The 20,875-nt window shown below is 71.7% G+C and carries 17 protein-coding genes; 11 read left to right on the forward strand and 6 right to left on the reverse strand.

What is annotated here, in order from left to right; all coding sequences use genetic code 11:
* Positions 1–212 precede the first annotated feature (212 nt).
* Both KBX06_RS04990 and KBX06_RS04995 read left to right on the forward strand, forming a co-directional pair.
* A complete protein-coding gene (locus KBX06_RS04990) occupies positions 213–4,580 on the forward strand; it encodes a HAMP domain-containing protein (RefSeq protein ID WP_210833003.1) in 4,368 nt (1,455 codons plus the stop codon).
* The gene (locus KBX06_RS04995; RefSeq protein ID WP_210833004.1) at positions 4,577–5,131 is read left to right on the forward strand and encodes a two-component system response regulator; all 555 of its coding nucleotides are present in this window, start codon (positions 4,577–4,579) and stop codon (positions 5,129–5,131) included. The genes KBX06_RS04990 and KBX06_RS04995 overlap by 4 nt, the downstream gene beginning before the upstream one ends.
* Positions 5,132–5,413: 282 nt before the next feature.
* Here KBX06_RS04995 and KBX06_RS05000 read toward each other — a convergent pair whose 3' ends face one another.
* Positions 5,414–5,749: an STAS domain-containing protein gene (locus KBX06_RS05000; protein ID WP_210833005.1), complete on the reverse strand. Its 336-nt coding sequence runs from the start codon at positions 5,747–5,749 to the stop codon at positions 5,414–5,416.
* Between the two features lie 324 nt (positions 5,750–6,073).
* Here KBX06_RS05000 and hemL point away from each other — a divergent pair, with 324 nt between their 5' ends.
* The 6 genes from hemL (at position 6,074) to ccsB (ending at position 12,220) form a co-directional block, all read left to right on the forward strand.
* Complete coding sequence (hemL, locus tag KBX06_RS05005) at positions 6,074–7,411, forward strand: glutamate-1-semialdehyde 2,1-aminomutase (RefSeq protein ID WP_210833006.1); 1,338 nt, start codon at positions 6,074–6,076, stop codon at positions 7,409–7,411.
* A gap of 64 nt (positions 7,412–7,475) precedes the next feature.
* The gene (locus tag KBX06_RS05010; RefSeq protein ID WP_210833007.1) at positions 7,476–8,123 is read left to right on the forward strand and encodes a histidine phosphatase family protein; all 648 of its coding nucleotides are present in this window, start codon (positions 7,476–7,478) and stop codon (positions 8,121–8,123) included.
* Positions 8,123–8,698, forward strand: coding sequence for a TlpA disulfide reductase family protein (locus KBX06_RS05015; protein ID WP_210833008.1), 576 nt, complete (start codon positions 8,123–8,125; stop codon positions 8,696–8,698). Before KBX06_RS05010 ends, KBX06_RS05015 begins: the two co-directional genes overlap by 1 nt.
* Positions 8,698–9,588 (forward strand): cytochrome c biogenesis CcdA family protein, encoded by an 891-nt coding sequence (locus KBX06_RS05020; RefSeq protein ID WP_210833009.1) that lies wholly within the window; start codon positions 8,698–8,700, stop codon positions 9,586–9,588. The genes KBX06_RS05015 and KBX06_RS05020 overlap by 1 nt, the downstream gene beginning before the upstream one ends.
* Positions 9,588–11,243 (forward strand): cytochrome c biogenesis protein ResB, encoded by a 1,656-nt coding sequence (locus tag KBX06_RS05025; protein WP_210833010.1) that lies wholly within the window; start codon positions 9,588–9,590, stop codon positions 11,241–11,243. Before KBX06_RS05020 ends, KBX06_RS05025 begins: the two co-directional genes overlap by 1 nt.
* Positions 11,243–12,220, forward strand: a complete 978-nt coding sequence (gene ccsB / locus KBX06_RS05030) for a c-type cytochrome biogenesis protein CcsB (RefSeq protein ID WP_210833011.1) — start codon at positions 11,243–11,245, stop codon at positions 12,218–12,220. Before KBX06_RS05025 ends, ccsB begins: the two co-directional genes overlap by 1 nt.
* 48 nt (positions 12,221–12,268) lie before the next feature.
* Here the strand turns inward: ccsB and KBX06_RS05035 are convergent, their stop codons facing one another.
* The 3 genes from KBX06_RS05035 to KBX06_RS05045 form a co-directional block, all read right to left on the reverse strand.
* On the reverse strand, positions 12,269–13,597 hold the full coding sequence (locus tag KBX06_RS05035; protein WP_210833012.1) for a hypothetical protein: 1,329 nt from the start codon (positions 13,595–13,597) through the stop codon (positions 12,269–12,271).
* Complete coding sequence (locus tag KBX06_RS05040; RefSeq protein ID WP_210833013.1) at positions 13,597–13,965, reverse strand: hypothetical protein; 369 nt, start codon at positions 13,963–13,965, stop codon at positions 13,597–13,599. Before KBX06_RS05040 ends, KBX06_RS05035 begins: the two co-directional genes overlap by 1 nt.
* Before the next feature lie 442 nt (positions 13,966–14,407).
* Positions 14,408–14,884 carry a MarR family winged helix-turn-helix transcriptional regulator gene (locus KBX06_RS05045; RefSeq protein ID WP_210833014.1) on the reverse strand — a complete coding sequence of 159 codons (477 nt, stop codon included), beginning with the start codon at positions 14,882–14,884 and terminating at the stop codon, positions 14,408–14,410.
* Positions 14,885–14,986: 102 nt separating this feature from the next.
* Between KBX06_RS05045 and KBX06_RS05050 the strand changes: the two genes are divergently transcribed.
* Entirely contained in the window at positions 14,987–15,556 is a 570-nt protein-coding gene (locus KBX06_RS05050) for a carboxymuconolactone decarboxylase family protein (RefSeq protein WP_210833015.1), read from the forward strand.
* Between the two features lie 141 nt (positions 15,557–15,697).
* Here KBX06_RS05050 and KBX06_RS05055 read toward each other — a convergent pair whose 3' ends face one another.
* Positions 15,698–17,047: a hypothetical protein gene (locus tag KBX06_RS05055; RefSeq protein ID WP_210833016.1), complete on the reverse strand. Its 1,350-nt coding sequence runs from the start codon at positions 17,045–17,047 to the stop codon at positions 15,698–15,700.
* A 245-nt stretch (positions 17,048–17,292) separates the two neighbouring features.
* On the opposite strand from KBX06_RS05055, the gene KBX06_RS05060 reads away from it, so the two are divergent.
* Positions 17,293–18,753: a menaquinone biosynthesis decarboxylase gene (locus KBX06_RS05060; RefSeq protein ID WP_210833017.1), complete on the forward strand. Its 1,461-nt coding sequence runs from the start codon at positions 17,293–17,295 to the stop codon at positions 18,751–18,753.
* Positions 18,753–19,664 (forward strand): menaquinone biosynthesis prenyltransferase MqnP, encoded by a 912-nt coding sequence (gene mqnP, locus KBX06_RS05065; RefSeq protein ID WP_210833018.1) that lies wholly within the window; start codon positions 18,753–18,755, stop codon positions 19,662–19,664. Before KBX06_RS05060 ends, mqnP begins: the two co-directional genes overlap by 1 nt.
* 61 nt (positions 19,665–19,725) lie before the next feature.
* Here mqnP and KBX06_RS05070 read toward each other — a convergent pair whose 3' ends face one another.
* A complete protein-coding gene (locus tag KBX06_RS05070) occupies positions 19,726–20,730 on the reverse strand; it encodes a terpene synthase (protein WP_210833019.1) in 1,005 nt (334 codons plus the stop codon).
* Between the last annotated feature and the right edge of the window lie 145 nt (positions 20,731–20,875).

The raw sequence follows: 20,875 nt of genomic DNA on the forward strand, positions 1-20,875 counted from the left end.
AGCATCCCTGCGGCCCGTTACTGACCTTTCGCCCGTTTCGGGAGCGCCACGACCGCGCGATCGACCGTCGGGCGGGTGGGGCGGGAGAGAGCGGGCAGGTGGGGTGGGGGAGGGTGGGGTGGGCGCGTGGGCGTGGCATGAGGGAGCTCGCGGGCACAATGATGGGATGGCCGGCGTCGGCAGGAGCCGGTGGCCCCCGAGCTGAGCGAGGAATGATGACCACGAGACAGTCGGCGACCGCGGACTCGTCCGCGCCCGACCACGAGGCGCTGCTCGGCGAGCTGACCGAGGCACTGCGGCGGGTCGGTCGGGGTGACCTGAAGGTCCGGCTGCCCCGCCGGGCGGGCCGGGCCGGTGAGGTCGCGGACGCCTTCAACGAGGTCGTGTCGCTCCAGGAGCGGCAGTACCTCGACCTGCGGCGGATCAGCCGGATCGTCGGCCGGGACGGTCGGCTCACCGAGCGCCTGGACGACGAGGGACTGGACGGCTCCTGGGCGGAGGGGCAGCGGGCGGTCAACTCGCTGATCGACGACCTGGGCCGACCGACCACCGAGATCGCCCGGGTCATCGTCGCGGTGGCCGACGGCGACCTCTCCCAGCACATGGCCCTGGAGATCGACGGCCGGCCGCTGCGCGGTGAGTACCTGCGGATCGGCCGCACGGTCAACACGATGGTCGACCAGCTCTCGTCCTTCTCGAACGAGGTCACCCGGGTGGCCCGGGAGGTGGGCACCGAGGGCAAGCTCGGCGGCCAGGCCGACGTACGCGGCGTCGCCGGCACCTGGAAGGACCTCACCGACTCGGTGAACACCATGGCGTCGAACCTGACCGGCCAGGTGCGGTCGATCTCCCAGGTGGCGACGGCGGTGGCCAAGGGCGACCTGTCGCAGAAGATCACGGTCAGCGCGCGCGGCGAGGTCGCCGAGCTGGCCGACACCATGAACTACCTGACCGACACCCTGCGTCTCTTCGCCGAGCAGGTCACCCGGGTGGCCCGGGAGGTGGGCACCGAGGGCAAGCTCGGCGGGCAGGCCGACGTGCCGAACGTGGCCGGCACGTGGAAGGACCTGACCGACAGCGTCAACTCGATGGCGTCGAACCTGACGTCGCAGGTGCGCAACATCGCCCAGGTCTCCACGGCGGTGGCCCGGGGTGACCTGTCGCAGAAGATCACCGTGGCGGCGCAGGGCGAGATCCTGGAGCTGAAGGACACCGTCAACACGATGGTGGACCAGTTGTCGTCGTTCGCCGACGAGGTGACCCGGGTCGCGCGCGAGGTGGGCATCGAGGGCAAGCTCGGGGGCCAGGCCCAGGTGCGCGGCGTCTCCGGCACCTGGCGTGACCTGACCGAGAACGTCAACCAGCTCGCCGGCAACCTGACCAGCCAGGTACGCAACATCTCCCAGGTCTCCACCGCCGTGGCGAAGGGCGACCTGTCGCAGAAGATCACGGTCGACGCTCAGGGCGAGATCCTGGAGCTGAAGAACACCGTCAACACGATGGTGGACCAGTTGTCGTCGTTCGCCGACGAGGTGACCCGGGTGGCCCGTGAGGTGGGCACCGAGGGCAAGCTGGGTGGTCAGGCGCAGGTCAAGGGCGTCTCGGGCACGTGGCGGGACCTGACCGACAACGTGAACTCGATGGCGTCGAACCTGACGTCGCAGGTGCGCAACATCGCCTCGGTCACCACGGCGGTGGCGAAGGGCGACCTGTCGCAGAAGATCACCGTGGATGCCCGGGGTGAGATCCTGGAGCTGAAGTCGACGGTGAACACGATGGTGGACCAGTTGTCGTCGTTCGCCGACGAGGTGACCCGGGTGGCCCGTGAGGTGGGCACCGAGGGCAAGCTGGGCGGTCAGGCCCAGGTGCGGGGTGTCGCCGGCACCTGGCGGGACCTGACCGACAACGTGAACTCGATGGCGTCGAACCTGACCGCCCAGGTGCGTAACATCGCCCAGGTCTCCACCGCGGTGGCGAAGGGCGACCTGTCGCAGAAGATCACCGTGGATGCCCGGGGTGAGATCCTGGAGCTGAAGTCGACGGTGAACACGATGGTGGACCAGTTGTCGTCGTTCGCCGACGAGGTGACCCGGGTGGCCCGTGAGGTGGGCACCGAGGGCAAGCTGGGTGGTCAGGCGCAGGTCAAGGGCGTCTCGGGTACGTGGCGGGACCTGACCGACAACGTGAACTCGATGGCGTCGAACCTGACGTCGCAGGTGCGCAACATCGCCTCGGTCACCACGGCGGTGGCGAAGGGCGACCTGTCGCAGAAGATCACGGTCGACGCCCAGGGTGAGATCCTGGAGCTGAAGTCGACGGTGAACACGATGGTGGACCAGTTGTCGTCGTTCGCCGACGAGGTGACCCGGGTCGCGCGCGAGGTGGGCTCGGAGGGCAAGCTGGGCGGTCAGGCCCAGGTCAAGGGCGTCTCCGGCACGTGGCGGGACCTCACCGAGAACGTCAACCAGCTCGCCTCGACCCTCACCACCCAGCTACGCGCCATCGCGCAGGTCTCCACCTCGGTGACCCGTGGCGACCTGACCCAGCGGATCGCGGTCAAGGCGCAGGGCGAGGTCGCCGAGCTGAAGGACAACATCAACCAGATGATCGTCACCCTTCGGGAGACGACCAAGAAGAACGCCGAGCAGGGCTGGCTCGACTCGAACCTGGCCCGGATCGGCGGCCTGCTCCAGGGGCAGCGCGACCTGGGCGAGGTCTGTCGGATGATCATGATGGAGGTGACCCCGCTGGTCGACGCGCAGCTCGGCGCGTTCTTCCTGTCGGACAACTCCGAGGGCGTGATGCGGCTGCGGTTGACCGCCTCCTACGGCTACGTCGCGCGGGGACACGAGGTCACCTTCGGCCCCGGCGAGGGGCTGGTCGGCCAGGCCGCCCTGTCCCGCCGCACCATCCGGATGGGCGGTGCGCCCGACGGCAGGCTGATGCTCCGCTCCGGGCTCGCCGAGACCCCGCCGGCCGACCTGGTCGTGCTGCCCGTGCTCTTCGAGGGCGAGCTGCTGGGGGTCATCGAGTTCGCCAGCGTGGCGGCCTTCTCCGAGCTGCACCTGTCGTTCCTGGAGCGGCTCGTGCTCACCACCGGCATCGCCGTCAACACCATCCAGGCCAACCGGCGTACGGAGGAACTGCTCGCGCAGTCCCAGCGGCTCGCCCACGAGTTGCAGGAGCAGTCGGCGGAACTCCAGCGCACCAACGCGGAGTTGGAGGACAAGGCGCAGCTGCTCTCGGAGCAGAAGGGCAACATCGAGACGAAGAACCGGGAGATCGAGCTGGCCCGGCTCGGCCTGGAGGAGAAGGCCCAGCAGCTCACGAGGGCGTCGGCGTACAAGTCCGAGTTCCTGGCCAACATGAGCCACGAGCTGCGTACGCCGCTGAACTCGCTGCTGCTGCTCGCCCGGCTGCTGGCCGAGAACTCGGAGCAGAACCTCACGCCGAAGCAGATCGAGTTCGCCCGTACGATCCACGGCGCCGGCTCCGACCTGCTGTCGCTGATCGACGACATCCTGGACCTGTCCAAGATCGAGGCGGGGCGGATGGACGTCGAGCCCACGGCGGTCCGGTTCGACGAGATCCGCGGCTACGTGGAGCAGGCGTTCGCGCCGCAGGCCGAGGAGAAGGGCCTGGACTTCCAGGTCCGGATCAGCAGGGACCTGCCGGAGGCGCTGGTCACCGACGCCCAGCGACTCCAGCAGATCCTGCGCAACCTGCTCTCCAACGCGGTCAAGTTCACCGACGACGGGGCGGTGACGCTGCGGATCGCCCCGGCACCCGACAGCGTGGTCTTCGACGTGCCGGCCCTGACCAACGCGCGGCAGGTCGTCGCGTTCACCGTGGTCGACACCGGCATCGGCATCTCCGACGACAAGCTGTCGCTGATCTTCGAGGCGTTCCAGCAGGCCGACGGCACCACCAGCCGCCGCTACGGCGGTACGGGGTTGGGGCTGTCGATCAGCCGGGACCTGGCCCGGCTGCTGGGCGGCAGCATCGTCGTGGCGTCGGCGCCCGGCCAGGGCTCGACGTTCACCCTCTTCGTGCCGGACGTGCTCGCGCCGGACGCGGTGGTCGCGCCGCTGCCGCCGTCACCGGCGCGGGCCGGGCTGCCCTCCTCGCTGCTCATGCCGCCGCCGGAGCTGCCCGAGCCGGCCTCCACGCCGGCCACCCGGCGGCTGGAGGGAGCCACCGTGCTGATCGTCGACGACGACGTGCGCAACGTCTTCGCGCTGACCAGCGCGTTGGAACTGCACGGCCTGACCGTGTTGTACTCGGACAACGGGGCGGACGGAGTCCGCCTGCTGGCCGAGCATCCGGAGGTGGACATCGTCCTGATGGATGCGATGATGCCCGATCAGGACGGGTACGAGACGACCCGACAGATCAGGCGCAACCACCGGTTCGCCGACCTGCCGATCGTCTTCCTGACCGCGAAGGCCATGCCCGGCGACCGCGAGTCGGCGCTGGCGGCCGGAGGAAGTGACTACATCACCAAGCCCGTCGACCTGGACGAGTTGATCGAACTCATGTCGTCCTGGATCAGCGGCAGCCGAACCGAGGAGAGTTCGTGACCCAGATGGCAAAGGCGCTGCTGGTGGACGACCGCCGGGAGAACCTGATGGCACTGGAGGCGATTCTCCAGGGCCTGCCGGTGCAGTCCGTCGCCGTCGAGAGCGGCGAGGCGGCCCTGAAGCAGCTGCTGGTCGACGACTTCGCGGTGATCCTGCTGGACGCCCAGATGCCGGACATGGACGGCTTCGAGACGGCCAGCCACATCAAGCGGCGTGAGCGTACGCGGCACGTGCCGATCATCTTCCTCACCGCCGCCGACCGGGACGCCCAGCTCGCGCTGCGCGGGTACGCGGTCGGCGCGGTCGACTACCTGACCAAGCCGTTCGACCCGTGGGTGCTGCGCGCCAAGGTGTCGGTCTTCGTCGAGCTGTGGGTGAAGACCCGGCAGCTCGCGGCCCAGTCCGACCTGGTGCGGGAGCGCGACGCGCAGTTGCGGGTCCTTACGGACGCGGTCGACGAGGCCACCACGGTGCTGCGCCTGGACGATCCGGACGGCCGCGACCGCGCGGTGCAGCTCCTCGAAGAGGCGCGCTGGGGCAACACCTCCTGACTCACCCGTCCGGTCCACAGCCTCCGGCCCCCGCCCGGCGCCCGGGGTCCCGGCCTGCCCGCAGGCCCGGGACCTCCAGCCCTCTCCGCGGGTCGGACCCGGGTCCCGGCCTCGCCCGTCGACGATGAGGTCAGCCGGCGGGAATGGTCCGATCGTCCGGGCTGACGTCATCATCGACACCGGGCAGGACGCCACAGCGAGATCGTGGTAGCTGGTGGGGGCCGTCTCCTGCCAAGATCGCCTGCCCGCCACGGGAAGTCGACGCGTGGGTCGGGCGGGGAGTCAGCCGGTGGTCTGGTCGTTGCGGATCATCAGGGCGCTGCGCAGGCCGGTGATGTCCAGGACGCGCAGCAGGAAGTCACCGACGTTGGTCAGGATCAGCAGGCTCTGCGCGTGGCTGGCCTTGCGGCTGAGCACGACGAGGGTGCCGAGGCCCTGCGAGTCGCAGAAGGTGACCCCCGCCAGGTCGAGGACGATCCGCGGCGGCGGCTCGGCGAGGACCTCGTTGACGACGGTCGACAGCTGGGCGGCCGTGAGCATGTCGATCTCACCGGCCAGGCGAAGCACAACTTCGTCGCCCGTCCGGTGTAGCGTGATGGACAGTTCGGCACGATCCACCGGGCCAGCCTAGCGCGATCCGAGCCACCCGGCCCGCCGAGCCGTGGCGACCGAGCCAGCCGAGGCCCCCGACCCCGCTCCCGGCAGCGTGAGCATCCCTTCGCGGCGCCAGAACGCCGACGACGACCCACCCCGCGGATCGGCCGCGGCGACGCTCCTGAGGTGTCGCAGCGGAGACGTTCCGGCGGACCGGGAGTCGGCAACCCCTGGAGCGGAAGCGGGCCTCCGTCAGGCGGCGGTGGGAGGCCGGTCCGGGTGAGCCTGGTAACCCCGGCGCGGGGTGCCTGCCGATTCTCCGCCCGACGCTGACACAATGGCGGCATCGTGACCGATATGTTTCCCGCCGGATCTGGCCGCTACCCGGCCGACGCGCCGGCCTCCGAGGCCCTGTTCGACCGCGCCAAGGCCATCGTGCCCGGCGGGGTGAACTCCCCCGTGCGCGCGTTCCGTGCCGTGGGCGGCACGCCGCGCTTCATGGTCCGGGGGGAGGGACCCTGGCTCTACGACGCCGACGACCGGCGCTACGTCGACCTGGTCTCCTCCTGGGGCCCGCTGATCCTCGGCCATGCCCACCCGGAGGTCGTGGAGGCGATCAGGTCGGCTGCGACCCGGGGCACGAGCTTCGGCACCCCCACCCCGGGCGAGGTCGAGCTGGCCGCCGAGATCGTCGACCGGACCCCGGTCGAGCAGGTCCGGCTGGTCAACTCCGGCACCGAGGCCACCATGTCGGCGATCCGACTGGCGCGTGGATTCACCGGCCGTTCCCGGATCATCAAGTTCTCCGGCTGCTACCACGGGCACTCCGACGGTTTGCTGGCCGCCGCCGGCTCCGGGGTGGCGACCCTCGGCCTGCCCGACTCGCCGGGGGTGACCGGTGCGGCGGCGGGCGACACGATCGTGCTGCCGTACAACGACCTGGCCGCCGTGGAGCAGGCGTTCGCCGCCGAGGGTCAGCACATCGCGGCGATCATCACCGAGGCCGCTGCCGGCAACATGGGCGTGGTCGCCCCGCGCGACGGTTTCAACTCCCAGCTCGCCCGGATCGCGCACGCGCACGGCGCGCTGCTCATCGTCGACGAGGTGATGACCGGGTTCCGGGTCTCCCGCGCCGGTTGGCACGGCCTCGACCCCTCCGACGCCGACCTGTGGACGTACGGCAAGGTCATGGGTGGCGGGCTGCCGGCCGCGGCGTTCGGCGGGCGCGCGGAGATCATGGGGCGACTGGCCCCCGCCGGCCCGGTCTACCAGGCCGGCACGCTCTCCGGTAACCCGCTGGCCTGCGCCGCCGGCCTGGCCACCCTGCGGCTCGCCGACGACGCGCTCTACCGCAAGCTGGACGACACGGCCGCCGTCGTGGGCCGGCTCGCCGCCGATGCGCTCGCCGCCGCCGGGGTCCCGCACCGGCTGTCGTACGCGGGAAACATGTTCTCGATCTTCTTCACCGACGCCGACGTGTTCGACTACGACAGCGCCCGCACCCAGCGGGTGCCGGCGTTCAAGGCGTTCTTCCACGCGATGCTCGCCGGCGGCGTCTACCTGCCGCCGAGCGCATTCGAGGCGTGGTTCGTGTCTGCGGCGCTGGACGACGCCGCTCTGGAGCAGATCGCCGCCGCCCTGCCGACGGCGGCCAACGCTGCGGCAGCGGCAGATCACGGGGGGTGACGGTGAGCGCGAGGAGTGAGCCGGGTCTGCGAGCCCCGCAGTCGCGAGCGAAGGGGGCGCAGCGGTGAGCAAGACGGTGGTCCACGTGCTGCGGCACGGCGAGGTGCACAACCCGGACGGCATCCTCTACGGTCGGCTGCCGGGCTTCCGGCTCTCCGAGCTGGGGGTGCAGATGGCCAAGGCCGCCGCGCAGGGGCTGGCCGAGCGGAAGGTCGTGCACGTGGTGGCCAGCCCGCTGGAACGCGCCCAGCAGACGGCCGAGCCGATCGCCGGGCAGTTCGGGCTGCCGGTCGGTGTGGACGAGCGGCTCATCGAGAGCGCCAACTGGTTCGAGGGCAAGAAGGTCTCCCCCGGCGACGGCTCGTTCCGCGACCCGCGCAACTGGTGGGTGCTGCGGGACCCGGTCACCCCGTCCTGGGGCGAGGCGTACCGCGCCATCGCGGAACGGATGTTCGGCGCCCTGCACGCCGCCCGGGTGGCCGCCGAGGGGCGCGAGGCGGTGCTGGTCTCCCACCAACTCCCGATCTGGACGCTGCGCCGGTACGTGGAGCGCAAGCGGCTCTGGCACGACCCGCGCAAGCGCCAGTGCGGGCTGGCCAGCCTCACCTCCTTCCACTTCGACGGCGCCAAGGTCGTCGGCATCGGCTACTCGGAGCCGGCCGCCCACCTGATCGCGATGTCGCCGACCGCCAGGACGGCCAAGGGGGCCTGATGAACGCCCGGAGGTGGACCGCGGGTCTGCTCGCCGCCGTCGCGACGGTGGCGCTCGCCGGCTGCTCGTCGCGCGACGGGGAGGATGCCTGCGACAACTCCGGCGGCATCATCGAGTGCGCCCCCGACCAGCGTTCGGCCGCCCCTAAGCTCGCCGGTGACCTGCTCACCGGCGGCAGCTACGACGTGGCGAAGGACCGTGGCCAGGTCGTCGTGGTCAACTTCTGGGGTTCGTGGTGCGCGCCGTGCCGGGCCGAGGCGGACGACCTGGAGAGCACCTACCAGGCCACCAAGGGCTCCGGGGTGACGTTCCTGGGCATCAACATCCAGGACCAGCGGGACAAGGCGCTCGCCTTCGAGGAGAGCTTCAAGGTCACCTACCCGAGTCTCTTCGACCCGCCGAGCCGGCTGGCGCTCGCCCTGGACATCCCGCCGAACACCATCCCGGCCACCGTCGTGCTGGACCGCGACGGCCGGGTCGCCGTGGTGATCCGGGCGGCCGTGAAGCAGGAGGGCCTCCAGCCCATCGTCGAGCGGATCGCGGCCGAGCAGCCCGCCCCCAACGGTTCCCGCTGATGGGCGAGACGTTCTCCGAACTCGCCCGGTCGGGTCCGCTGCTGTTCGCCATCGGCGCGGCGGCGCTCGCCGGGCTGGTCAGCTTCCTCTCCCCGTGCGTGCTCCCGCTGGTGCCGGGCTACCTGTCGTACGTCACCGGCCTCGCCGGCGCCGACCTGGAGACCCGCCGCCCGCAGGTTAGGAAGGGCCCCCCGTTAACGGATTCGGTAGAGGAAGGGCCCCCTCCTAACACCGACAGCGCCAGCACCGGCGGCGAAGGCAGCGGCGGCGTGGTGGCGGTGCGGGAGCGCACCGAGCCGCCGAAGGCCGTGGTCAAGGGCCGGGTGCTGGCCGGCACGCTGCTGTTCGTCGCCGGGTTCACCGTCGTCTTCACCGCCACCGCGATCCTCTTCGCCAGCGTCGGCCGGGTCTTCTTCGAGTACGAGCGGACGCTGGAGATCGTCATCGGCGCGCTGATCGTCGTGCTCGGGCTGAGCTACGTCGGGCTGCTGCCCGGGTTGCAGCGGGAGTTCCGGATCCAGCGGCTGCCCGCCGCCGGGCTGCTCGGCGCGCCGGTGTTCGGCGCGGTCTTCGCGCTCAGTTGGGTGCCCTGCGCCGGCCCGACCCTCGGCGCGGTGATGGGCATGGCCGCCGTCGGCGGGCAGACCGACCGGGCAGTGGTGCTCGCCCTGGCGTACTGCGTGGGGCTGGGGCTGCCGTTCGTCGTCTTCGGGCTCGGCTTCGAGCGTCTGCTCGGGGTGTTCCGCGCCGTCCGGCGCAACAGCCGCTGGGTCACCCGGGTGGGCGGTGCGCTGCTGATCCTGATCGGCCTCGCGCTGGTCACCGGCGGCTGGACGAACTTCGTGATCTGGTTGCAGACCACCGTCGGGGTGGGCGAGGTGAGCATCTGATGACCGCCGTCGACGAGCGGCCGGCACCGCCGGTCGAGGCCCCCCGGCACCGGCCCAACCGCCTGCTGGCCCTGCTGCGCAACTCGTGGCGGCAGCTCACCAGCATGCGTACGGCCCTGGTGCTGCTCTTCCTGCTCGCGGTGGCCGCCATCCCCGGCTCGGTGCTGCCGCAGCGCGGGGTCAACCCGGAGGACGTACGGGACTACTTCGTCGCGTACCCCGACCTGGCTCCGGTGCTGGACCGGATCGGGGCCTTCGAGGCGTTCAGCTCGGTCTGGTTCTCGGCCATCTACCTGCTGCTCTTCACCTCGCTGATCGGCTGCATCACGCCCCGGCTGCGCGACCACGTGCGGGCGCTGCGGTCGAAGCCGCCGGCCGCGCCGAGGCGGCTGGACCGGCTGCCCCAGCACGCCGTGCTGCCCGCGCCCGAGGGGGGCGCGGCGGCGGTCGCGGCGGCGCTGCGCCGGCGGCGCTGGCGGGTGGTGGTGCGCGGCGACGAGGTCTCCGCCGAGAAGGGCTACCTGAAGGAGACCGGCAACCTGCTCTTCCACAGCTCGTTGGTGCTCGTGCTGGTCGGCGTCGCGCTCGGCTCCTGGTACGGCTGGAGCGGCAACAAGCTGCTGGTGGCCGGCGAGGACAACGCGTTCTGCAACACCCGCCAGCAGTACGCCGAGAGCAAGCTCGGCCCGCGCGTCAGCAGCGCCGACCTGCCGGGCTTCTGCATCCGGCTCGACGACTTCGAGGCCCGGTTCCTGGAGTCCGGCCAGCCGGAGTTCTACGAGGCCAGGGTGACCGTGGACGAGGTCGACGGCGAGCGGCGGCCGGCCGGATTCTCGGTCAACTCCCCGCTGCGCCTCGACGGCGCGAACGTCTACCTGCTGGGCCACGGCTACGCCCCGGTGATCCGCTACACCGACCGGTTCGGCAAGAGCCAGACCAGCAACTTCCCGTTCCTGACCACCCGCGACATCGGGCTGACCAGCGAGGGCCTGGCGGCCTTCCCGGACGTCAACGTCGACCCGGCGACGGGCACCCGCGACCCGAACCTCCAGGTGGCGTTCTCCGGCCTCTACCTGCCGACCGCACCGGCCGCCGCGCCGTTCACCCGCTCCGAGTACCCCACCGAGCGGAATCCCGCGCTGAACCTCGTCGCGTACCGGGGCAACCTGGGCATGGACGCCGGCATCCCCGGCTCGGTCTACGAGCTGGACCAGCGACAGGTACGCGCCGGCAAGGTCAAGGAGGTCGGCACGAAGCTGCTGCGCAAGGGCGAGACCTGGAAGTTGGACGACGGCACCACGGTCGAGTTCCTGGACACCGTGCCGTACGTCACCCTGTCGGTCCGGTACGACCCCGGCGCGACGCTGCTGCTGGTCAGCTCCGCCGTCCTGCTGGTCGGGCTGATGGGCTCGCTGTTCGGGCGGCGTCGCCGGGTCTTCTTCCGGGTGCTGCCGGCCGACCCGACGAGTGGATCTCCGACGAGCGGTAGTAGTTTGGTCGAGGCCGGTGGCCTGCCGCGCACCGACCATCCCGGGTTCGCCGACGAGTTCGCGCAGCTCGTGGCCGCGATCGGCGGCGACGGGCGGCCGGGCGAGGAGGCCGGCGTCGACCGCGACGGCGACGACCGGGCCGCAGCGCGAGAAGGAGCCGAGTGATGTCCGCACTCTCCGACCAGCTGGTGTCGCTCGCGATCCTGGCGTACCTGATCGCGATGATCAGCCACGCCGTCGAGTACGCGCTGGGCAACGCCCGTGCCCGGGTGACCGCCGCGCCCGCCCGTGAGCTGGTCGGCGCCGGTGTCGGCGCGGTCGGGGGCGGCACCCCGGGCGTACGCGCCGCGACCGGCCCGTCGGCGGCCGATCGCACCGCCCGGCGGGCCCGGCTGGGGGGCCTGATCGCCGTCGCGGCCACCGTGCTCGGGGCGTTGCTGCACCTCGGGGCGCTGGTCACGCGCGGTCTCGCCGCCGACCGGATGCCCTGGGGCAACATGTACGAGTTCGTGCTCACGGGTACCTGGATCGGGGCCGCCGGCTGGCTGGTGGTCCTCTGGCAGCGGCCGCAGCTCCGCCGCCTCGGGCTGTTCCTGTCGCTGGTGATGGTGCTGCTGGTGGCGACCGCCGAGCTGGTGCTCTACACCCCGATCGTGCCGCTGGTGCCGGCGCTCAACTCGTACTGGTTCGTCATCCACGTCTCGACGATCGTCTTCGCCTCCGGCATCTTCCTGCTGGGCGCGGTGCCGGCGGTGGCGTTCCTGATGCGTTCCGGCTACGAGCGGGGCAGGCGCAGCTTTCCGTACACCCTGGCGAAGCGGCTGCCGGCGGCGGCTGCGCTGGAGCGGCTGACCTTCGTGCTGCACGCCTTCGCGTTCCCGGTCTTCACCTTCGCGGTGATCGCCGGGGCGATCTGGGCCGAGGCGGCGTGGGGGCGGCCGTGGGGCTGGGACCCGAAGGAGACCTGGTCGTTCATCTCCTGGGTGATCTACGCCGGATACCTGCACGCCCGGGCCACCCCGAGCGTGCGGCGGAACGTGGCGACCTGGCTGGCCATCGCAGGCTTCCTCACCATGCTGATGAACCTGTTCGGCGTGAACATCTTCTTCGAGGGACTGCACTCCTACGGCGGCCTGGACTGATCACCCCACGGTGGGCGGCCCGCCGAACCGCCCACCGCAGGGCCCCGGTCAGGCCCCGTCGTCCAGCTGTCGCCGGACGAGCCGCTCCGTGGCGGTGGCGCCCGTCGGTTGCAGCCCGGCGCCGGCGTTCTGCGCCTGGACGTCGATGGTCACCGCGATCCGGTCCGTACCCGCGATGATCATCTCGAACACCTTGGCGAACCGTACCTCCATCTCCTTGCCGTCGTGATCGGTGATCACCAGCCGGTTGCCCTGGGTCGCCTCGTACGACTGCCGCATCCGCAGGCCGGTGATGTCCTTGTAGCGGAAGTCGAAGGCGTCGGCGTTCGACACGATGCACGTGACGAAGTCCCACTCGCAGGAGAAGACCGAGATGCGGGTCGGTCCGAGGAGCAGGATGACGAACTTGTATCGCGAGAACCGCCGGATGCCGTCCCTGCCCACCGCCTGTTCGGTGGGTGAGGCGGGGCCGATGACGAGTTGCGGCTCGCAGATCAGGTCATCCAACTCGCGGTCGAGGTGCCGGAGGGCATGATCGAGCACGCCGAACTTGTCGAAGTGCAGCCACATGTCCATCTGCTCGTCGCTCGGCTTCGGCTCGGCCGCCGCCAGGTCGCGCTCGTACCTCGACGTGAGCGTGTTGTAACGGGCGAACCCCTTCACCAGCAGGACGACGCCGCCCGTGCCCGCCAGTACCGCGAGGCAGAGGTAGCCCGTCTCCGACAACGACGCGATCATGAAGATCAGCGCGACGGCCAGCCCCACCCCACCGACGATCATCATGGCCTGCGGGCCGCCGAGGGCGGGCGGCACGGGGGTACGGACGAAGTACTTGCGTACGTTCGGCTTTCGTTGCTCGATGCCGGCCTGCGCCACGGCGACGGTCGCCTTCCACAGGCGGTTCTCGCGGTTGCCGAGGAAGGGGGCGATCTCTGCCGCGTGCACCGGATCGATCTCGCCGGCCCCGGCCTCCAGGTCACCGACGGGCGGGCCCGGGTCGTGGCGGTCGGCGTAGTGGTCGCGCTTGACGGCGGCCCAGAGCGCGCGGACGTGCGCCGCGGCGGGGTCGGCCTGGAGTGCCCGGCCCAGGTGTTCCTCGACCCGGGCCACCACCTGCTGCGCCTCGCGGCCCATCCGGCTGGGCCGTCGACCGCCGAGCAGCGCGAGAGCGAGGTAGTAGTGGGGGTCGGAGCCCTCCGCCCCCTTGGCGATCGCCTCGGTGAAGTACTCGGCCGCCCTCTTGTACAGCCGTTCGGCGACGGCCCGCCGTCCGTAGCCCATCAGCTCCGCCGGCCCGTCGGAGGGGTTGATGTGCACGGCGTCGGCGTTGATCTGGTTGCCGAAGACGCGTTGGTGCCGCTGGTCGAAGGCGGTCATCAGGAGCCCCCGCCCACCGCGCTCCAGATGGTCGCCAGCGCCCCGCCGATCGCCGCGAGCGGTGCCGCCGCCTGCAACACCTCGATGGCTGTGCGCGTCCGCTCCGAGGCGTCCGCGTGGTCGTCGTCCGCCAGGCTCCGGACGGCACCGCGCAGCTCGCCGGCGACCGACCGGGCGGTCTGCGGGTCGAGGGTGCCGCTGGCGGCGGCCTGCTCCACCGCACTCAGGACGAGCTCCAGGCGGCGGACGACCTCCGCCTGCCCGGCGGTGTCGGGGAGACGTTCGAACGTGCTGTTCCGGAGATCGATGGTGTCCGCGTTGAGCTGGTTCTGGTGCACGTGCTGGTGGTCCTGATGAAAGGTTGCCATAGCCAACCGTCACCCCCATCTTTTTCGATGGAAACTGTTTCTGATGGTGGTGACGGAACCATTGGAATCGTCTGCGGGCAATGTCGGAAGATTTACGTATCCGGGTGGCTCCGGCGGAACCCGACCGAACGTCCGGGAAATCCGCATGGCGGGTGCTGGTCGGGTTCGGGGGCGGTGTGTTACCGGGTGTCCGAAAGGCCTATGACCGACTCAGGCGTCCCGGGAGGGGCACCGGTCGCCGGGTCGACCGGTGCCGGTCGTGGGGCCGTGCGGCGGGCTCCGTTCGGGCTTCGCCCGTTCGGCCGACGGTGACCGGGGGTCTTGACGGCGGGCGGCGGTGCTGGTGCGGCCCTCGCCGGACGCCCGCGCGCCCACGGTCCCGGCGGGCTCCACGCCCGGCGCGGATGGCACGCGCGGGCGGCCGCGGATGCCCCGGGACGGGTCAGCCGCCGAACCAGCCGGGCACGTCGAGGCGGAACGGATTGGCCGGGGTGACCGCGCGCAGGTCGTCCTCCAGGGCGGCGACCCGGTCGGGGCCGAGGGTGGCCGCCCACTGCTGCCGCAGTTGGTCGAAGACTGCCGCCGAGCGGCGCAGGCCGTCCAGTCCGTGCGGGGTCGTCCGGACCAGTTTGCGCCGGGCGTCGCGCGGGTCGTCGGCGCGCTCCAGATAGCCGAGGGCCACCAGCCGGTCCACGGTCTTTCCGGCCGCCTGCTTGGAGACGCCGAGGCGCTGACCGAGCTCCGTGGCGGTGGTGCCCTCGGGACCGACGGCCTGGAGGACGAAGCCGTGCAGCGGCCGCAGCTCCGGGTGCCCCTGCCGGGCCAGTTCCGTGTGCAGGTCGTCGATGAGCGTACGGAAGCCGGCCAGCAGCAGCAGGGGCAGCAGGAAGCCGGGCCGGTCGGGTTCAGCCGTTGCCACGTTCGACAACCCGGTTTACTATTTCGACAACCACGTTGACGATTCTACGCCACGCGCGGCGCTCGCCGACCGTCCCCGCCCCTGACCCGAGAGCAGGTCCCCGTGCCTCCGTTCACCGCGCACACCGCCGACACCGCCCCCGCCGCCGCCCGGCCGACCATCGAGGGCGTACGCCGCAGGCTCGGGCACCTGCCCGCCGCGGTCGGCCTGATGGCCGAGTCCCCGGAACTGCTCACCGGATTCCTCACCGTCAACGGCATCTTCGAGAAGTGCGCCCTCGACCCGGTCGAACGGGAGGTCGTCGTCCTGACGGTGGCCACCCGCAACGAGTGCCACCTCTGCGTCGCCATGCACACCGCCACCCTCACCCGGCACGGTGCCACGCCCGAGCTGATCGGCGCGCTGCGCGCCGGCACGCCCCTGCCCGACGACCGGCTGGAGGCGCTGCGACGCTTCACCCTCGCCGTGCTCGACCAGCGGGGCGCGGTTGCCGAGGACGGGATCACCGCCTTCCTGGCGGCCGGCTACCAGCGCCGGCACGCCCTGGACGTGGTGCTCGGCATCGGCACGTACACCATCTCCACGCTGGCCAACCGGCTCACCAACGCCCCGCTCGATGCGCCTCTGGCCGCGTACGCCTGGCAGCCCGCCGGCTGTCCCGCTGCTCGTTGATCAATCCCTCCCGGACCAACCTGGACCAGCCCCTCGGCGGCGGGTCGGACCCGGGCAGCCGAGCGGGAAGGCCGGCCACGTACGCCCGTGGCCGGCCTCTCCCGCTCGGCCCTGTTCCGGTCGAGGAGGGCCGGGTCGGGGTCAGCCGAGGGTGACCGGGGCGGCGTCGTTGGCCGGATCGTCGTCCGGACGCGGGTGGTTGTAGTACACCCGGACCTCGCCGGGAGTGCCCGTCGGCCCGTCGATCCGCAGGTCGAACGGAACCGTGAGGCTCTGCCCGGCCGGGAACACGCCCCCCTGCCAGCAGATCCAGGCCGTCGGAGCGCCGCCCTCCTCGTCCTGGGTCGACCCGCAGCCGGGCGGGGTTTCCAGCACGGTCACTCCGGCTGGTGGGGTGAAGATCAACGCACTGGTGCTGCCGCCGGAGACGGTGTTGTCCGGCACCCCCGGACCGTCGTTGCGGATCCCCACGGTCACCCGCACGGTGTCACCGACGGCACCGGTGACGGTGGCGCCCACGGCGACGACGTCGAACGCGCCGTGGATGTCGCGTAGATAGGTCCCGCCGCCGGCACCGCCGGCGGCGATCGGGTCCAGCGGCTCGCCGACCGGCCGCAGCCGGAGCGCGCGGTCGGCCTCCCGCCGGGTCAGCGACACGTTGCCGGGGAGCGGCCCGGCGGTGGCCAGCGGCTCCACGAACTGGCTGATGCGCTTGTCGCCGAGGGCGGCCGGACCGACCGTGGTGGTGAAGCCGTGTCGCAGCTCGTGCCGGATCCCCGGCGCGAAGGTGCCCCGCACGGTGCAGACCACCACCGTGGCGAGCACGGGATCGGTGCCGTACCGGCAGTTGCGATAGCTGGCGGGCCGCAGGCCCACCGGAAAGCGCAGGGTCACCCTGAGATCCACGGCCGGTTGGTCACCGGCGTTCACCACGGCCACCGGCACGTCGCGGACGTCACCGACCTGGACGCCCGAGACGTACTCGTCGACGAGGTCGAGCAGGTCGGGACCGGACCGCACGCTGACGGTCGCCTGTTGGGCGTACGGCTCCAGCCCTTCGGCCCGCACCGTGTAGCCCAGTGTGCCGGTCGCGCCGTCGACGGCGCCGGGGGCGGCGCGGAACACCACCGGCACCGTGCCGTTGACGGTGCCGTACTCGTCCGGGGTCGCCCCCGGCGGCATCGGGCAGGTCACCGAGGTGCCCTCGGTGACGCACCAGTCGGGGAAGCTGGCGGTGGCGACGCCGGTGAGACCGGCCAGGTCGACGGTGACCCGGGGGGCGGTCGCGCCGGTGCTGCTCAGCTCCAGCGGCGCTGTCCGGCCGGGCGCGCCGGCCGCGCCGACGGTGACGTCGTTGAACCAGCCGCTGACCCAGCCGGGGTCGGTCGTCGCCGCCGCCGGACCCGCTGCCGTGCCGGTCGCCGCCGTGACCACGGCCAGCACGGTCAGGGCGCGCAGTGCCCTGCCACGCGTGATGCGCACAGTTGTCATCGATCTCCTTCGTGGGTGGGCCGGCCCGCAGCGCCGCGGCGGCGTCACCGCCGGTCCGATCGGCCGGCCTGATCCTAGTGATCACCGGCCGTCCGGTCCGGCCCGTCGAAGCGCCACCCCGGCGGCCGCACACCGCCGCCGGTCGACGCGGTCGGACTCGTTCCCGCGCCGCCGTACGGGCGGATCGCCGGTGTCACACCACCCGGCGTGGTCGCCGCCACCGTCGGTGCGGGAGACTGGCAGGCATGGCGGCTCGTGGCTTCCCGTACACCGATCTCAAGGACTTCCTCGCGGCGCTGGAGCGCGCGGGCGAACTGCGGCGGGTGAGCGCCCCTGTCGATCCCACCCTGGAGATCAGCGAGATCGTCACCCGGACGGTCCGCGCGGGCGGCCCGGCGCTGCTCTTCGAGCGGCCGACGCGCGGCGAGATGCCGGTGGTGGTCAACCTCTTCGGCACCGAGAAGCGGATGGCGATGGCGCTCGGCGTCGAGTCGCTGGACGAGATCGGCGCGCGGCTCGGCGACATGCTCAAGCCGGAGCTGCCGATGGGACTCTCCGGCATGATGGACGGCCTCGGCAAGGTCATGCAGCTCAAGTCGATGCCGCCGAAGAAGGTCAGGACCGCCCCCTGCCAGCAGGTGGTCTACCGGGGCGACGACGTCGACCTGAACCGGCTGCCGGGGTTGCAGGTCTGGCCGGGCGACGGCGGGATCTTCCACAACTTCGGGCTGACCCACACGAAGCACCCGGAGACCGGCAAGCGCAACCTGGGGCTCTACCGGTTGCAGCAGCACTCGCAGAACAGCATCGGCATGCACTGGCAGATCCACAAGAACTCCACGGCGCACCACGCGGTCGCCGAGCGGCTCGGGCAGCGGCTGCCGGTGGCGATCGCCATCGGCGCCGACCCCGCGGTCGCCTACTCGGCCAGCGCGCCACTCCCCGCCGACATCGACGAATACCTCTTCGCCGGCTACCTGCGCGGTGAGCGGGTCGAGATGGTCGACTGCCTGACCGTCCCGTTGCAGGTCCCGGCGCACGCGCAGATCGTCCTGGAGGGCTACCTCGAGCCGGGCGAGCGGCTCCCGGAGGGCCCGTTCGGCGACCACACCGGCTTCTACACGCCGGTGGAGCCCTTCCCCGTGATGCACGTCGAGTGCATGACCATGCAGCGCGACCCGGTCTACCACACGATCGTCACGTCCCAGCCGCCCCAGGAGGACCACGGCCTCGGCAAGGCCACCGAGCGGATCTTCGCGCCGCTGCTGCGCTTCCTGATTCCCGACATCGTCGACTACGACCTGCCCGCCGCCGGGGTCTTCCACAACTGCGCGATCGTGTCGATCCGCAAGCGCTACCCGAAGCACGCGCAGAAGGTGATGAACGCCATCTGGGGCGCGCACATGATGTCGCTGACCAAGCTGATCGTGATCGTCGACGAGGACTGCGACGTGCACGACTACAACGAGGTCGCCTTCCGCGCCTTCGGCAACGTCGACTACGCCCGGGACCTGCTGCTCACCGAGGGCCCCGTGGACCACCTGGACCACGCCTCCTACCAGCAGTTCTGGGGCGGCAAGGCGGGCGTCGACGCGACCCGCAAGCTGCCCGAGGAGGGCTACACGCGGGGCTGGCCGGAGGAGATGCGGATGGCCCCCGAGGTCGTCTCCCTGGTCGACAAGCGCTGGAAGGAGTACGGCATCTGATGGCCACCGCCGTCGAACCGGTGGCACGGCCGGGCCGGGTGAAGTCCTTCCTCAAGCTGGTGGCGATCGAGCACTCCGTGTTCGCGCTGCCGTTCGCGTACCTGTCGGCGCTCACCGCCATGCAGGTGCACGGGGGGCGGGTCCGGTGGCTGGACCTGCTACTGATCACCGTGGCGATGGTCGGCGCGCGGACGTTCGCGATGGCCGCGAACCGGATCCTGGACCGCCGGATCGACGCGCGGAATCCGCGTACCGCCGCGCGGGAACTGGTCACCGGGGCGGTCAGCGTGCGGACGGCCTGGACCGGCGCGGCGGTCGCGCTCGTGGTCTTCCTCGGTGCCGCCGCCCTGCTCAACCCGCTCTGCCTGATGCTCGCGCCGCTCGCCGTGGTGCCGCTGGTCGTCTACCCGTACGGCAAGCGGTTCACCAACTGGCCGCACGCCATCCTGGCCGTCGCCCAGGCCGTCGGGCCGGTCGGCGCCTGGCTGGGCGTCACCGGCACCCTCGACGGCTCCTGGCCGGCGTGGCTGCTCGGCGTGGCCGTCGGCCTCTGGATTGGCGGGTTCGACCTGATCTACGCCTGCCAGGACGCCGAGGTGGACCGGCGGATCGGCGTGCACAGCGTGCCGGCCCGCTACGGGCTGCCGTTCGCGCTGCACGCCTCCACCGTGGCGCACGTGGTGACGTTCGCGCTGTTCATCTGGTTCGGGGCGCTGGTCGGCTTCGGCTGGCTCTGGTGGATCGGGCTGGGGCTCACGGCGCTCGCCTTCGGCTACCAGCACCTGGTGATCAGCCCGACCGACCTGAGCAAGGTCAACCGGGCCTTCTTCACCGCGAACGGCTTCGTCGGCATCGCCCTGTTCGTCTTCGCCCTGCTCGATCTGGTGGTCCGCCTCAGCCTGCGCCCCTGACCCTGGGCCGTTGCTCGCCCTGCGGGCGTCGGCTGTCGGCGGCTGCGTCCGGGCCAGCCCGTTAGGAAGGGCCCCTTCCTCTACCGGAGGCGTTAACAAGGTGCCCTTCCTTACCGCCGTAGCGGGTGCTCTCCAGGGTCCAGTCGACGGTGGCCCGCACGGCGTTCGCCACCCCGTCGAGGTGGTCGGCCACCGCCCGGTCCAGCGCCGGGCCGAACGACGGCACCGCCGCGCGCAACTCGACGAAGCGCCGCATCGACGCCCGCCAGCGCTCGGCAGTCAGCGCGACCGCGGCCGCCACCGGCACCCGCTGCTCGGCCGCCGTCGCGAGCACCAGGTTGTGCCCGCCGGAGGTGGCCTCGTCGCGCTCCAGCGAGGCGAGGTCGTTGTACCAGGAGAGCAGGTCGTTGCCGGTGTCGCCGATCTCGCGCAGCAGCGGGTGGTGGTGGACCGGCTCGGGCAGCGGACGCCCGGTGACGAACTCCACCAGCGGATACGACACGTACGCGGCGGAGGTGACGCGCCGCAGCGCCACGTACTCGGTGACGCCGGGGTGGCGCCCGGCCGCCTTGTTCGCCGCCTCCCGGCACGTGCCGTCGAGGTGGTCGGCGACGGCCTCGGCGAAGCGCAGCCGCCAGCGGGCCGGCATCCGCCGGCGCGGCTCCCGCCACCCGTGCACGAGCAGCCGCCGCAGCGGCCCGGTCAGGCCGGCGTGCCGGAGCCGGGGGCCGGCGTGCAGCAGGGTCAGCGCCCCGTCGCGCAGCGCCCGGATCCGGTCGGTGCCGAGCCGGCCCGGTCCGTCGCACGCGTCGTCGACCAGGAAGAACCAGCTGAACAGAGCCGTCAACACCCGCAGATCGGTCTCGGTGGCCCGGGGGTAGAGCCGGCCGGCGTACCGGGCGACGTCGGCGTGCGCCAGCCCTCGCGCAGCCGCGTCGTCAGCCGCCAGGCCCAGGCTCGGCAGCAGGTCGCCGACCAGCCACTCCTGAACCCGGTCGGCGTACGGCGAGAGCCGGGGCGGGACGGGGCACTCGGACCGCAGCGCCCAGAGGACCTCGCCGGTCATCACCGATTCCTCCCGGGTGCGACCCGCTTCACGTGCGAATCGCACCGGCAGCATGTCAGGCCGCCGGGATGGGCGCGCTCCCGGCCGACATCGTGCCCGCCGGGGGACAACCGACACCCGAGGGGGACATCACGGACGCTCCGGG

Source organism: Micromonospora sp. C31 (genome assembly GCF_018070575.1).
Classification (GTDB): Bacteria; Actinomycetota; Actinomycetes; order Mycobacteriales; family Micromonosporaceae; genus Micromonospora.

Excerpts from the sequence above, each read along its gene's own strand:
- KBX06_RS04990 (WP_210833003.1), top strand. The coding sequence starts at position 213 with ATGATGACCACGAGACAGTCGGCGACCGCGGACTCGTCCGCGCCCGAC.
- KBX06_RS05015 (WP_210833008.1), top strand. The coding sequence starts at position 8,123 with ATGAACGCCCGGAGGTGGACCGCGGGTCTGCTCGCCGCCGTCGCGACG.
- KBX06_RS05070 (WP_210833019.1), bottom strand. The coding sequence starts at position 20,730 with ATGACCGGCGAGGTCCTCTGGGCGCTGCGGTCCGAGTGCCCCGTCCCG.
- mqnP (WP_210833018.1), top strand. The coding sequence starts at position 18,753 with ATGGCCACCGCCGTCGAACCGGTGGCACGGCCGGGCCGGGTGAAGTCC.
- KBX06_RS05040 (WP_210833013.1), bottom strand. The coding sequence starts at position 13,965 with ATGGCAACCTTTCATCAGGACCACCAGCACGTGCACCAGAACCAGCTC.
- KBX06_RS05035 (WP_210833012.1), bottom strand. The coding sequence starts at position 13,597 with ATGACCGCCTTCGACCAGCGGCACCAACGCGTCTTCGGCAACCAGATC.
- KBX06_RS05060 (WP_210833017.1), top strand. The coding sequence starts at position 17,293 with ATGGCGGCTCGTGGCTTCCCGTACACCGATCTCAAGGACTTCCTCGCG.
- ccsB (WP_210833011.1), top strand. The coding sequence starts at position 11,243 with ATGTCCGCACTCTCCGACCAGCTGGTGTCGCTCGCGATCCTGGCGTAC.
- KBX06_RS05020 (WP_210833009.1), top strand. The coding sequence starts at position 8,698 with ATGGGCGAGACGTTCTCCGAACTCGCCCGGTCGGGTCCGCTGCTGTTC.
- KBX06_RS05025 (WP_210833010.1), top strand. The coding sequence starts at position 9,588 with ATGACCGCCGTCGACGAGCGGCCGGCACCGCCGGTCGAGGCCCCCCGG.
- KBX06_RS05055 (WP_210833016.1), bottom strand. The coding sequence starts at position 17,047 with ATGACAACTGTGCGCATCACGCGTGGCAGGGCACTGCGCGCCCTGACC.